At 58.8% G+C, this 13403-nt stretch carries 11 protein-coding genes, 1 pseudogene and 1 other annotated feature; of the genes and pseudogenes, 6 read left to right on the forward strand and 6 right to left on the reverse strand.

What is annotated here, in order from left to right; all coding sequences use genetic code 11:
* Positions 1-3: 3 nt before the first annotated feature.
* From H8S23_RS00310 to tyrS, 3 genes are all read left to right on the forward strand, one after another.
* Positions 4-459, forward strand: a complete 456-nt coding sequence (locus H8S23_RS00310) for an arginine repressor (RefSeq protein WP_186886323.1) — start codon at positions 4-6, stop codon at positions 457-459.
* Between the two features lie 11 nt (positions 460-470).
* Positions 471-2138, forward strand: coding sequence for a DNA repair protein RecN (recN, locus tag H8S23_RS00315; protein WP_186886324.1), 1668 nt, complete (start codon positions 471-473; stop codon positions 2136-2138).
* A 28-nt stretch (positions 2139-2166) separates the two neighbouring features.
* Positions 2167-2405 (forward strand) — a binding site (T-box leader).
* Between the two features lie 68 nt (positions 2406-2473).
* The gene (tyrS, locus tag H8S23_RS00320; RefSeq protein ID WP_186886325.1) at positions 2474-3697 is read left to right on the forward strand and encodes a tyrosine--tRNA ligase; all 1224 of its coding nucleotides are present in this window, start codon (positions 2474-2476) and stop codon (positions 3695-3697) included.
* Positions 3698-3873: 176 nt separating this feature from the next.
* On the opposite strand, the gene H8S23_RS00325 is transcribed toward tyrS, so the two are convergent.
* Genes H8S23_RS00325 through H8S23_RS00340 form a run of 4 tightly spaced genes read right to left on the reverse strand, consistent with a single transcriptional unit; the run spans position 3874 to position 7716 of the window.
* A complete protein-coding gene (locus H8S23_RS00325; protein ID WP_186886326.1) occupies positions 3874-5031 on the reverse strand; it encodes a CapA family protein in 1158 nt (385 codons plus the stop codon).
* On the reverse strand, positions 5028-5774 hold the full coding sequence (gene dapB / locus H8S23_RS00330) for a 4-hydroxy-tetrahydrodipicolinate reductase (RefSeq protein ID WP_186886327.1): 747 nt from the start codon (positions 5772-5774) through the stop codon (positions 5028-5030). The genes H8S23_RS00325 and dapB overlap by 4 nt, the downstream gene beginning before the upstream one ends.
* Positions 5771-6673 (reverse strand): 4-hydroxy-tetrahydrodipicolinate synthase, encoded by a 903-nt coding sequence (dapA, locus tag H8S23_RS00335; RefSeq protein WP_186886328.1) that lies wholly within the window; start codon positions 6671-6673, stop codon positions 5771-5773. Before dapA ends, dapB begins: the two co-directional genes overlap by 4 nt.
* Positions 6674-6696: 23 nt before the next feature.
* Entirely contained in the window at positions 6697-7716 is a 1020-nt protein-coding gene (locus tag H8S23_RS00340; RefSeq protein WP_186886329.1) for an aspartate-semialdehyde dehydrogenase, read from the reverse strand.
* A gap of 390 nt (positions 7717-8106) precedes the next feature.
* Here H8S23_RS00340 and queA point away from each other — a divergent pair, with 390 nt between their 5' ends.
* Positions 8107-9135 carry a tRNA preQ1(34) S-adenosylmethionine ribosyltransferase-isomerase QueA gene (queA, locus tag H8S23_RS00345; RefSeq protein ID WP_186886330.1) on the forward strand — a complete coding sequence of 343 codons (1029 nt, stop codon included), beginning with the start codon at positions 8107-8109 and terminating at the stop codon, positions 9133-9135.
* Positions 9136-9260: 125 nt separating this feature from the next.
* Here queA and H8S23_RS00350 read toward each other — a convergent pair whose 3' ends face one another.
* Positions 9261-10166: a LysR family transcriptional regulator gene (locus H8S23_RS00350; RefSeq protein ID WP_186886331.1), complete on the reverse strand. Its 906-nt coding sequence runs from the start codon at positions 10164-10166 to the stop codon at positions 9261-9263.
* Between the two features lie 158 nt (positions 10167-10324).
* Between H8S23_RS00350 and H8S23_RS00355 the strand changes: the two genes are divergently transcribed.
* Both H8S23_RS00355 and H8S23_RS00360 read left to right on the forward strand, forming a co-directional pair.
* Positions 10325-11428 (forward strand): aldo/keto reductase, encoded by a 1104-nt coding sequence (locus tag H8S23_RS00355; protein WP_243165794.1) that lies wholly within the window; start codon positions 10325-10327, stop codon positions 11426-11428.
* Positions 11429-11490: 62 nt separating this feature from the next.
* Positions 11491-12626 (forward strand): annotated as a pseudogene (locus tag H8S23_RS00360) (aldo/keto reductase).
* Between the two features lie 250 nt (positions 12627-12876).
* Here the strand turns inward: H8S23_RS00360 and H8S23_RS00365 are convergent.
* Positions 12877-13200, reverse strand: a complete 324-nt coding sequence (locus H8S23_RS00365; protein ID WP_186886332.1) for a hypothetical protein — start codon at positions 13198-13200, stop codon at positions 12877-12879.
* Positions 13201-13403: the final 203 nt, after the last annotated feature.

Here is a 13403-nt window from a genome sequence, read left to right on the forward strand (position 1 = left end):
GAAGTGAAAAACCAGCGGCACCAGAAAATATTGGAGCTTATCCACACCTATCCGATCGAGCGGCAGGAGGACCTGCTGACCCGGCTGCGGGAATCGGGCTTTGAAGTGACCCAGGCGACCGTCTCGCGGGATATCCGCCAGCTGCGGCTGGTCAAAGCAGCCACCGGCGACGGACACTACCGCTACACCACCCCTGCGGGACAGCAAGGGCAAGGGGAGAGGCCCAGCCGCTTTGAGACGATCTTCGGCGAGAGCGCCATCAATATCGAAAGTGCCGGCCACATCGTAATGGTGAAATGCCACAGCGGCATGGCCAGCGCGGCGTGTGAAGTGTTTGATCTTGTCACCTGGGAGGACGTGGTGGGCAGCCTGGCGGGCGAAAACACCTTTATCATCCTGATGCGCAGCGAGGAAGCGGCGAACCGTCTTGTCGTGGAACTCACCAAATATGTAAAGTAGAGGGCAGCGCCATGCTGAACGAACTGAGCATTGAAAATGTAGCCGTGATCGAAAAGGCCGAGGTGCGCTTCGGCGCGGGCCTCAACGTGCTGACCGGAGAGACCGGTGCGGGCAAATCGATCCTGATCGATTCCATCAACGCCATCCTGGGCAACCGCACCAGCCGCGAACTGGTGCGCAGCGGCACGCCCAAAGCAGCGGTCTGGGCCACCTTTACCCAGCTGCCAGCCGAGGCGCAGGCAGCGCTGGAAGCGGCCGGCTATGAAGCGGACGAAGAGCTTCTGCTCTACCGCGAGATCGGCGCGGATGGCAAGACGAGCTGCCGGGTCAACGGCCGGCCCGCGACGGCGGCGATCCTGCGGGAGATCGGCGCTTCGCTGCTCACCATCCACGGGCAGCACGATAACCAGAGCCTTTTGAACCCCTCAAAACATCTGGGCATTCTGGACGGTTATGCCCAAAACGAAGAGCTGTTGGAGGAATACAGACACGCTTACCGCGCCCTGCGCGAGATCGAAAAGCAGATCGCCGCCCTCTCGATGGACGAGGGAGAAAAGCAGCGCCGGCTCGACCTGCTGCGCTATCAGGTGGACGAGATCGAAGCCGCCGGCCTTGTCGAAGGCGAAGAGGAGCAGTTGACTGAACAGCGCAATAAGATCCGCCACTCGCAGAAGATCCTCGACAGCCTGGGGGCAGCTTACGCCGCGCTGCAGGGCGGGGAGGATCTTCAGGGCGGCGTGGACCTGCTGGGCGAGGCCGGCGGCCAGGTGGAGGGGATTGGGGACCTGTCGGAGGAATTTTCCTCTCTGGCGGAAAAGCTGAACGACCTTTATTATTCCGCCCAGGACCTTGCAGCCGAGATCAAAAACACGCTGGACGGCTTTGATTTTGACCCCTCCCAGCTGGAGGAGATCGAGGGACGGCTGGATCTGCTTTACGGCCTCAAGCGCAAATACGGCCAAAGCGTGGAGGATATCCTGGATTTTTATGAAAAAGCCCGCTCCGAACTGGATACCATCGAATTTTCAGACCAGAAACTGGCGGAATTGACTGGGCGGCGGGAGGAATCGTATCGCGGGGCGGCGGCGCTGGCGGACCGGCTCACCCGCACCCGAAAAAAAGCTTTTGAGGCCTTTAGTGCCGAAATCGCCGCCTCTCTCCAATTTTTGAATATGCCGGGCATCCGCCTGACCCTTGCCCTGGAAAAGGCCGCCCTGGGTCCCGCGGGACAGGATGATCTTGAATTTTACATCTCCACCAACCCGGGCGAGGCGCCAAAGCCCCTGGCAAAGATCGCTTCCGGCGGCGAACTTTCCCGCATCATGCTGGCCATCAAGAGCGTCATGGCGGAAAAAGACCACATCCCCACGGTGATCTACGACGAGATCGACACCGGCGTGTCGGGGCTTGCGGCCGGGCGCATCGGGCAAAAGCTGAAAGAGACCGCCGACAGCGGCCACCAGGTGATCTGTATCACCCACACTGCCCAGATCGCGGCCTATGCAAAAAGTCATCTGCTGATCGAAAAGGCGGTGGAAAACGATCGCACCTATACCAGCGTGCGTGCGCTGGGGGAAGAAGAGCGCGTGCGGGAGCTGGCCCGCATCATCTCCGGCGATCGGGTGACCGAACTGGCGCTGGCCAACGCCCGCGAAATGCTGCAGCTGGCGGATGCTTGACAAGTACTGTCAAAAAGGATATAGTTATAAAAATGCGATGAAAAGACCCAGTAGCCACGGAATGGCGGCGCAGAGAGGTCCCGGCTGGTGCGAGGGACCGCGCGTTCCGCAGGTGAATTACCTCTTGGAGCAGCAGGCTGAACAGGGAAGTAGGCCGTGCCGGGGGCGCCCGTTAGCGCGCAGTTGTTCTCTTGAGAACACGCAAAGGCCCCGCCGCGTGAGCGGCAGGGCAAACAGAGGTGGTACCGCGAATCGTTCGCCCTCTGCCAGATTTTGATTTGGCGGAGGGCGTTTTTATATTCCCCCTGCCAGGAACTGTTGGAAGGAGAATCATCATGCAATTGTACGAAGAACTGGTCGCCCGCGGCCTGATCGCCCAGGTGACCGACGAGGAGACCATCCGCGAGATGATCAACACCGGCAAGGCGACCTTTTATATCGGGTTCGACTGCACGGCGGACAGCCTGACTGCCGGCCATTTTATGGCTTTGACCCTGATGAAGCGCCTGCAGATGGCAGGCAATAAGCCCATTGCCCTGATCGGCGGCGGCACCACCATGATCGGAGACCCCTCGGGCCGCACCGATATGCGCAAGATGCTGACCAAAGAGGACATCGACCACAATGCGGCCTGTTTCAAACGCCAGATGGAAAAGTTCATCGAGTTCGGCGAGGGCAAGGCCATGATGCTGAACAACGCAGACTGGCTGTTGGGGCTCAATTATGTGGAACTGCTGCGCGAGGTCGGCGCCTGCTTTTCGGTCAACAACATGCTGCGGGCCGATTGCTATAAGCAGCGGATGGAAAAGGGGCTCTCTTTTCTGGAATTCAACTACATGATCATGCAAAGCTACGACTTTTACTACATGTTCCAGCACTACGGCTGCAACATGCAGTTCGGCGGCAACGATCAGTGGTCCAACATGCTGGGCGGCACAGAGCTCATCCGACGCAAGCTGGGCAAAGACGCGCACTGCATGACCATCACGCTGCTCACCGACTCGCAGGGCAACAAGATGGGCAAAACGGCGGGCAATGCCGTCTGGCTGGACCCGAACAAGACCAGTCCTTTTGACTTTTACCAGTACTGGCGCAACGTGGACGACGCCGACGTGATGAAATGCGTGCGGATGCTCACCTTTTTGCCGCTGGAGCAGATCGACGAGATGGACGCCTGGGAGGGCGAAGAGCTGAACCGGGCCAAGGAGATCCTGGCCTTTGAGCTGACCAAGATGGTCCACAGCGAAGCGGAGGCCCTGAAAGCACAGCAGACTGCGCGCGCCCTGTTCAGCGGCGCTGCCGACCAGGAAAACATGCCCACCGCTGAAGTGGGCCCCGCGGTCCTGCAGGACGGTGCTGCGGGCCTGCTGGACCTGCTGGTCGCCGCGGGGCTCTGTTCCTCCAAGGGAGAGGGGCGCCGCCTGGTGCAGCAGGGCGGCATCGCGCTGGACGGTGAAAAGGTGGAAGACCCCCAGCAGACCGTCGCCGCCGAGCGCCTGCAGCAGGGCGTCGTCATCAAAAAGGGCAAAAAAATCTACCAGCGCGTGATCTTGAAATAAAAACCTTCTGCGCATTCAGCCGCCCGTTGGCTGGATGCGTTTTTTGTGCATATGCCTCCATGAAAAATTTTTATGCGCGGCAACTTTTTCAAAATATAAAAAAGCAGGCAGCGTTTGCTGCCTGCTTTTTTGCCAATACAATAGACCGTTTTTTTCTTATATGGAATCAAAGGGAATCAAAGAAATTCTTCCGGCAGGTTTTCAGCGACCACTGCGTTGATATACTCGAGCCCAAAGACGGGATAATCCGTCCGCACGCCATGCCCCTGGGCAAGATCGGCGGTGTAGTCGCTTAAAAAATAGACCTTGACGTCGCTGTAGCGGCTGCCGTAATGGGTGACCGTTGGATGAAAACGGACATTGCTGATCGCGGAACTGCCGTCCCCGGTCTTGGTAAAAGTGCAGCTGAGGACCGCGCCGATGAGTTGATCCGGTTTGCTCTGGGCGGAGACAAAGTTGCCCAGCGAATAGGCCACAAAGCTTCGCCCGCCGTCCTCCCGGTCCAGCCATTCCGCGCTCTGCAGCACATGGGGATGGGTGCCGATGATCAGGTCCGCCCCCCAGTCCGCCATCTGCCGGGCCAGCGCGCGCTGGCCCTCTGTGACGAGGTGGCTGTCCTCGTTGCCCCAATGGACCGAGACCAGCACAACGTCCACCAGCGACCGCGCCGCAGTGATCTGCCGCTCGATGGTCTCGGTGTCCGAGGTCAGGATGACATGGGCTTCGCTCCCCTGGGGGGTGGGCAGACCGTTGGTGTACTGGGTATAGGCAAGACAGGCAAAGGTGACGCCGTTGTTTTCATAAAGCGGGATATCGTTCTCTGTGCCGTTCTCCCAAAGGCCGAAAGCGAGCGCATCGTCCGGCATGGACGCCCAGAAACGCCGGGTGGCGGCGATGCCTGCGGCCCCCAGGTCGTAACTGTGGTTATTGGAGGTGCCGAACAGCCGGAACCCCAGCTCATAAGCGGTGCGCCCCACTTCTGCGGGCGAGGAAAACAGCGGGTAGCTGCTGGGTGGGATCTCGTCGTTTACCAGGGTCTCCTGGTTGATGAAGTTGAGGTCCTGTCCGGCATAAAAAGAAGCGACCTTTTCATAAAGCGGCATAAAATCATAGCCGCCGTCTTCCGCCCTGCGCTGTGCCTGCAGATAGAGCTGGCCGTGGATCAGGTTGTCGCCTGTGGCGGAAAAGTCCACGGTGGGCTGCGGCGTAGGGGTCGGCGCGGGCTGCTGTGTCGCGGCAGCCGCGGGCGCCGCGGTGGAGACCGGGCGGTCCGTCTGGCCGCAGCCGGACAGCAGCAGGGCAAAGCATAAAAGCAGGGCGGAAAGTCGTCTCATTTTTTAATCAAATCCTTCATATTATACAGTCCCGGCTTTTGGCCGATGAGATAACGGGCGGCAGCCAGCGCTCCCACCGCAAATACGTCCCGGTTAAAAGCGGTATGGCTGATGCGCAGGATCTCGTTTTGTCCAGAAAACTGGACTTCGTGCTCTCCTGCAAGATTCCCGCCTCGCAGAGAATGGAGAACGATCTCCTCTTCCTGGCGGGGCACGGTACTTTGAGCCTCGGTGCAGATGCTGTAGTCTCCGCCCCGGTTCATGGCGTCCGCCAACGCCAGGGCCGTACCGCTGGGGGCATCCAGCTTGGCCCCGTGGTGCTTTTCCACTATGTCGACGGCATAGCCGGTCCCCAGCACCTCCGCCGCCATGCGGCAGAGTTCCTGCATCAGATTGACGCACAGCGACATGTTGGCGCTGTTGAACAGTGGGATCTCCTGGGCGCAAAAGTTCATGGTGTGCAGTGCGGACGCCCCGAGGCCCGTGGTGCAGATCACGCAGGGAAGCCGCGCCGCGGCGCAGTAGAGCATGGCGCGCTGCGCGCAGAGGGGCGAGGAAAAATCGATCAGCACGTCCGCGCTTTGGGGCACTTCCTTGATGTCGGAGTAGATGGGGAAGGGGAGGCCGGGCGGCCGCCCGCCGCGGTCGACACCGGCGGCGACCGTGCAGTCCGGCTGCGCCGCCACATAGTCTGCAAGGCAGCGCCCCATCCGCCCCAGCGCGCCGTTCAATAAAATTTTCATAACTGAGACGGGGAGAGAAGCCCCAGCCCCTCCATCGCCTCGTCCACCCGGCGGCAGACCTCCGCGGCGGGGGACACGAGCGGGAGGCGGCACGGCCCGGCCGCAAAGCCAAGGCGGTTCAGCGCATACTTTACCGGGATGGGGTTCACGTCTGCAAAAAGGGCTGTGATCAGCGGGGTGGCTTTCAGCTGCAGGGCGGCCGCCCGCGCGGTGTCCCCGGCAAGACAGGCGGCGCAGATCTCTTTTGTCAGCGCCGGAGCCACGTTGGCCAGCACCGAAATGACCCCCACTCCGCCCAGCGACATCACCGGCACGATCTGGTCGTCGTTGCCGGAATAGACCCAAAGGTCGTCGCCGCAGAGCTGTTTTGTGCGGGCCAGTGCGGCAATGTCCCCGTTCGCCTCTTTTGTGGCTGCAATGCGCGGATGCCGCGCCAGCTGGCGGTAGGTCTCGGGCTGGATGTTGAGCCCGGTGCGGGAGGGCACGTTGTACAGGATGACCGGCAGCGAGACGCTGTCCGCGATCGCGGTGAAATGACGGACCAGCCCTGCCTGCGAGGTCTTATTATAATAAGGTGTCACAAGCAGCAGCGCGTCCGCGCCCAGCGCTTCGGCCTCACGGGACTGGGCAATGGCGTGGCGGGTGTCGTTGGACCCGGTGCCGGCGATCAGCGGCACCCGGCCATGCACCGCCTGCACGGCGCAGCGGATGACGTCCATGTGCTCTTTTTGGTCAAGGGTCGGGGCCTCGCCGCTGGTGCCGCAGACCAGGATCGCGTCTGTTCCGTTTTCGATCTCGAATTCGATGAGCTGCTTTAAAACATCCAGATTGATTGAACCGTCCTCATTCATGGGCGTCGCCAAGGCGACGCACGATCCTGTGAAGACGCAGGTTTTCATGCAGACCTCCCACTATTCAGTTTTCAGATTATTTCGTGCCCGATCATGTACCGCGCGATCTGCACCGCGTTGGCGGCGGCGCCCTTGCGGATATTGTCCGCCACGCACCACAGGTTGAGGCCGTTTTCCACGCTCTCATCCCGGCGCAGGCGGCCCACATACACTTCGTTTCTGCCGCAGGCAACGCTGGCAAGGGGGTAGACGTCGTGGGCCACATCGTCATACAGGACAAGCCCTTCCATCTCGGACATGGCGCGGCGCACGTCCGCCAGATCATAGGGCTTTGCCAGCTCCACGTTGATGGATTCGCTGTGGCCGTTGAACACCGGCACCCGCACAGTGGTCGCAGTGATACGGATCGAGTCGTCTCCCAGAATTTTATGCGTCTCGTCGATCATCTTATGCTCTTCCTTGGTATAGCCGTCCTCCATAAAAACATCGATGTGGGGGATGCAGTTGGAAAAGATGGGATAGGGGAACTTTTGAAGCTCCGCCCCCTCTTTGCCCTCTGCAAAAGCCCGGGCGCCGTTTGCCAGATCATCCCAGCCCTTGACCCCTGCGCCGGACACCGCCTGATAGGTGGAATAGACCACGCGGCGGATGCCATACCGGTCGTGCAGCACCTTGAGGGGAAGCATGGCCTGTATCGTGGAGCAGTTGGGATTGGCGATAATGCCGTTGTGCCATTTGAGGTCGCCGGGGTTGACCTCGGGCACCACCAGCGGCACCTTGGGGTCCATGCGCCACTGCGAGCTGTTGTCGATGACCACACAGCCATGGGCGGCGGCGATGGGCGCAAACTTTTTGCTGATCCCCGCGCCGGCGGAGAACAGCGCCAGGTCAAACCCCTCGTCAAAACTCTGTTCGGTCAGCTCTTCCACAGTGTATTCCTGTCCCAGCAGGGTCAGCTTTTTGCCGGCGCTGCGCGCGGAGGCAAAAAGCTTGTATTTTGACACCGGCAAATCGAACTCTTCCAGCACCTTGAGAAAGGTGCGGCCCACCATGCCCGTGGCGCCCACGACGGCGATCCGATACTGTTTCATCTCACATACTCCCTTTTCCAACATTTTGACCCTCTCTATCGCAGCCCCGCCGCGCTGTGCAGTGGAGCAAGCGTCAAAAATAAAAGCCCCGGCCCGCAAAGAAAAAACGGGTCCGGCCGGGCCCTGCGCGGCCGCGGCTTGAAAACCGGAGCCCGATGCAATATAATAATGTAGCCGCGCAGACCGGGGACACCGGCGGCGCGGGCTTTGCGCAGCAGACGGCCTGCCTGCGCAGAGCCGGCGGCTTTTCTTCCCTACTATAGCATCGAGCCAGGGGACGTGTCAATGAAAAAAGCCGCAAAACAGGCAAAATTGTCGTTTTGTACAGAATAAGTGTTCGCTATAGAAGTACACAAAGAAACGCAAAAACAGGAAAGGTCGAATAAAAAGATGCAGAAAAGTGACTTCTACTATGACCTGCCAAAAAGCCGCATCGCGCAGGAGCCCGCCGAGCCAAGAGATTCCGCCCGCCTGATGGTACTGGGGCGCAGCGATGGGGAGATCAGCCATCATGTGTTCCGCGAACTGACTACTCTATTAGATGACGGCGACCTGCTGGTTGTGAACAACTCCAAGGTGCTGCCTGCCCGGCTGCTGGGCGTCAAAGAGGGCACCGGGGCCGCCTGCGAGATCCTGATCCTGCGGCCCCGGGGCGACGACGTCTGGGAATGTCTGGCCAAGCCTGGTAAACGGCTGAAAACCGGCGCCAGGGTCGTGTTTGGGGACGGCGTTCTGACAGCCGAGATCCTTGAGACCACCGAAGAGGGAAACAAGATCGTCTCTTTTACCCATCCGGACCGCAGCTTTTACCAGGCGCTGGAGCTGGTGGGCCGTCTGCCTCTGCCGCATTATATTGAAAAAGAGATGGAGGACGATTCCGAATATCAGACCGTTTATGCCAAAGAACCCGGCAGCGCTGCAGCCCCCACAGCGGGACTGCATTTTACCGGGCGGCTGCTGGAGGAGCTGAAGCAAAAAGGCGTGCGGGTGGCCGAGGTCACGCTGCACGTGGGGCTGGGCACTTTCCGTCCTGTAAAGGTGGACGACATCACACAGCATCACATGCACACCGAGTGGTATTCTGTGTCAGAAGAGACCGCGGACCTCATCCGCCGGACAAAGGCCGCGGGCCGCCGGGTGATCGCAGTTGGCACCACCAGCTGCCGTACCCTGGAATCCGTCTATCAGGCGCATGGAGAGGTCTGCGCCTGCCAGGGAGACACTGACATTTTCATGTATCCGGGGTTCACCTTTCGGGTGATCGACGGCCTCATCACCAATTTTCATCTGCCGGAAAGCACGCTCATCATGCTGGTTTCGGCTTTTGCCGGTTACGACCATACCATGGCCGCCTACCGCACCGCGGTGGAAGAGGGCTATCGCTTTTATTCTTTCGGCGACGCAATGCTGATCCTGTGAAGCCGCCCCTCGATAAAAAAACAGGCGCCATGACAGCGCTGATTTCTTGCGCTGTCATGGCGCCTGCTTTGTCCCCGATACTCTTTTTGAAAAGGCCCGCGCCCCTGCGGGCAGGCCGGCGCAGCTCAGGGGCGCCGTTGATCTGCGGCCAAATTGGCCGACGCTTTTTTGAGCCGTTCCAAAAACAGCTCTGCGGGTTTGGAAAAGATCTGATATTTCTTCCAGACGATATCCAGCCCCACCTCCAGCCGCGGCTCCAGAGGGCGAAAGCAAAGAGAGGCGTTGCCCGAAGTGCCCACCAGCTTGTCCAGGCAAAGGGCGCATCCCAGGCCCTCTTCCACCATCAGCGCCGCATTGAAGATCAAATTAAAGGTGCCGACGATGTTCAGGCCGTCAAATTCCTGTCCGAACCATCTTGAAAATTCGTTTTTTATCATGCTGCGCCGAGAGGAGAAAAGCGGGATGCCTTTCAGGTCCTGCGGCCGGATGCTCTCCCGCTGTGCCAGGGGATGGTCCCGGCGCATCAGCACCCCCCAGGTATCGGTGACCGGCAGTTTGAAGCAATCGTACTTTTTCATGTCAAAGGGCTCGATCAAAACGCCAAAATCCAACAGCCCTTTGTCCAGCCGTTCCGTTACGTCGTCGGCGTTGCCGCTGAACAAATGATAATGCAAAAGCGGATGATCGGCCCCGAGCTCTTTTGCCACCCGGGCGATCAGACGCATCGCCTGCGTCTCGCCTGCGCCGATATAGACCTTGCCTGCAACGCTCTCGCCCGGCTCTCGAAATTCTGCCTCGGTCTTGTCCATCAGCTCCACGATCTCCAAAGCGCGCTTGCGCAGCAGGATACCGTCCTCCGTCAGCGTGACCCTGCGCTTGCCGCGAATAAAAAGCTGCTTGCCGAGCTCCGACTCCAGCTCCATCAGCTGGCGGGACAGGGTGGGCTGGGTGAGATGAAGCACTGCGGCGGCGCCGGTGATACTTTCTTCCCGGGCAACAGCCAAAAAGTAGCGCAGCGTGCGGATATCCATAAAAATTCCTCCCCGCGTTTTCTCTCATCCTATCTCTTTCAGCCATACCTGTCAAGCATGGAAAATCATCTGATATAAGTATTTGTGGCTTGCCTGAGGGCGTGATAGAATAAGGATGAAATAGGAAAAGCAGCATGCATCAGGGGAGGGGAAAGTCAATGGCGGAAATGGAGTATAGAAAACTTCCGCATGGGCCAGAACGGATCAGCGTGATCGGGCTGGGGATGGGCTCTATCCATGAAGGGGACGAAGCGGAGATCGAAAAGACCGTGCGCCTTGCCCTGGATGCGGGGATAAATTACTTTGACATGGCCGCGTCGGAGGGCAAGCCTTATGCCTGCTATGCCCGCGCTCTGGACGGCCGCAGGCAGGCGGCTTACCTGCAAATGCATTTCGGCGCCGTATACGACGGGGGCAAATACGGCTGGACCCGCGATCTGTCCAAAATCAAACAGACCTTTGAAAACCAGCTGAAGACCCTGCACACAGAATATGCGGATTTTGGGTTTGTCCACTGCATCGACGAAGAGGATGATTACCACAAGATCATGTCCAGCGGTATCTGGGATTATATGAAAAGCCTGAAAGAGGACGGCGCAGTCCGGCATCTGGGGCTTTCTTCTCATGATCCCGGCATCGTGCGCCGTTTTTTGGACACCGGGCTGGTGGATATGATCATGTTCAGCATCAACCCTGCTTATGACTATTCCACCGGCGCTTACGGCATCGGCACGGCGGCGGACCGAAGCAGTCTTTACCGGGAATGTGAAAAAGCGGGGGTCGGGCTCTCGGTGATGAAGCCCTTTGGCGGCGGCCAGCTGCTGCAGGCTGCCACCTCTCCCTTTCGTCAGCCGCTGACCCGGGTCCAGTGTATCCAGTACGCGCTTGACCGGCCGGCAGTGCTCACGGTGCTGCCCGGCGTGCGGAACAGCGCCGACCTGCTGGAAGTGCTCGCCTACCTGGATGCAGGGGAGAAAGCGCGCGATTATTCGGTCATCAGCGCGTTCACGCCGCAGAATGCCGAGGGGATCTGTGTTTACTGCAACCACTGCCAGCCGTGTCCCCAGGGCTTGAACGTGGGGCTGATCAACAAATATTATGATCTGGCGCTGGCCGGCGACGTGCTGGCAAAGGGGCACTATGGCAAGCTCCGCCTCAAAGCGGACAGCTGCGTGCAATGCGGTCACTGCGAATCCCGCTGCCCATTTCACGTCAAGCAGGAAGCGCGGATGCAAAAAATCGCCGCATATTTTGGTGGCTGAGCCGCCGCGGTCACGCGGCTTGCCGCACAGTCTGCACAGAGGACAGAGAGGGAGGAACTAAGATGATCTATAAGGCGTTTCGGGATGTAAAGCTCTCCGCGCTGGGGATGGGGGCGATGCGCCTGCCCCTGCTGGCGGGAAAAACCAGTGAGATCGACGAAGCGGCTTTGAATGATATGGTAGCCTGCGCAATGGAACAGGGCGTCAATTATTACGACACCGCATGGGGGGGTATCACGACGGCCGGTCGGAAGCCGCGTTGGGCCGCGTACTGAGGCGGTATCCCCGGCAGAGTTATTTCCTGGCCGATAAGTTCCCGGGCTATGACCTTGCCAACATGGACAAGGTGGACAGGATCTTTGAAGAGCAGCTGAAACGGTGCGGGGTGGAATATTTTGATTTTTACCTGTTCCACAATGTCTGCGAGATGAATATCGACGCCTATCTGGACGAACGCTATGGGATCTTTGCCTATCTTCTGCGGCAAAAAAAGGCCGGGCACATTCGCCATCTGGGTTTTTCCGCCCACGGCAGCGCCGCCGTTATGCAGCGCTTTTTGGAGGCTTACGGCTCTGAGATGGAATTTTGCCAGATCCAGCTGAACTATATCGACTGGACTTTTCAGGACGCAAAAGCCAAAGTGGAGCTTTTGCGCCGTCATGAGATCCCGGTATGGGTGATGGAGCCCCTGCGCGGGGGCAAACTTGCTTCTCTTGAACCCGACAATGCGGAAAAGCTGCGTGCCCTGCGGCCGCAGGAATCGGTCCCCGCCTGGGCTTTCCGCTTTCTGCAAAGCGTGCCCGGGGTCACGATGATCCTGTCCGGCATGTCCAACCTGGAACAGCTGCAGGAAAACATCGGGACTTTTTCAGAAAACCGGCCGCTCAGCGCACAGGAGATGGAGACATTGCTGCAGGTCGCCGACGATATGGTGCAGCGCATCGCGCTGCCCTGTACGGCCTGCCGCTACTGCACCAGCCACTGCCCGCAGGGGCTCGACATCCCGTCGCTGCTGGCGCTTTACAACGAGCATTGCTTTACCGGCGGAGGATTTCTTGCGCCGATGGCTCTGTCCGCCCTGCCTGCGGAAAAGCAGCCGGGCGCCTGCCTTGGCTGCAGAAGCTGTGAAGCGGTCTGCCCCCAGCAGATCAAAATCGCACAGGCCATGGCGGATTTTGCACAAAAGCTTTCCCAGTAGTGGCGGTTTTTATTCCCGGCTGTTTTGGATCTGAAAGGCAGGTCTCCCAAGAAAGGCTGTTTTTGCCGGTACGCAGAGGCAAAAAGCGCGATACCTGCTCTTTCCTCCCATCGGCAAATACGAGAAACACAGCGGGCAAAAGATCTTGTTTTGCTGCCGCAGGATAAACAAAAAGACAGGGATGAGCGCAGCGCCCATCCCTGTCTTTTTGTTTATCGTTTGGAGCCGCGCGACGGTCCGCTTTTTCCAGTCAAGCGGACAGTTCCATCCCCAGCTTATCGGCGATCTCTTCCAGCTTCATGCCCGATTTCTGCGCGGATCTTACCAGCTCTTTTATCTGCTCCGCTTTGCTCTTGTGGGGCTTTTTCTTTTTGGGGGAAAGCAGGGATTTCTTTTTGCCGCGCAGCCCGGCGATCCTCTTTTGTATAACGGCTATTTTGGCGTCATACTCCTGACAAGCTGCCGTTCTTTTTACCTCCAAAGCTTTTATATGTTCTTCCTGCTCTGCGATCCGGACGTCGAGATCCGCAGCGATCTGCTCCGGCGTTCTCCTGATCCGCTTTTGTTCCGCCATAGGCCAACGCTCCTTTATGAAAGAAAATCTGTACTTTTAATATAGCAATGAGCGATTTGTAAGAATTACAGGATTTCTGACAGCGCTTTTTTAAACGGAAAAGTTTCGTTCTTGGTCCGCTTGCTTTCCGTCTCTGCGGTCCTGTCATAAATGACCGCAATAAAGCAAGAGCGCTTTGTGGTACCGATCTGTTTTCGCGCCGG

Source organism: Anaerofilum hominis, assembly GCF_014287275.1.
Taxonomy (GTDB): domain Bacteria; phylum Bacillota; class Clostridia; order Oscillospirales; family Ruminococcaceae; genus Pygmaiobacter; species Pygmaiobacter hominis.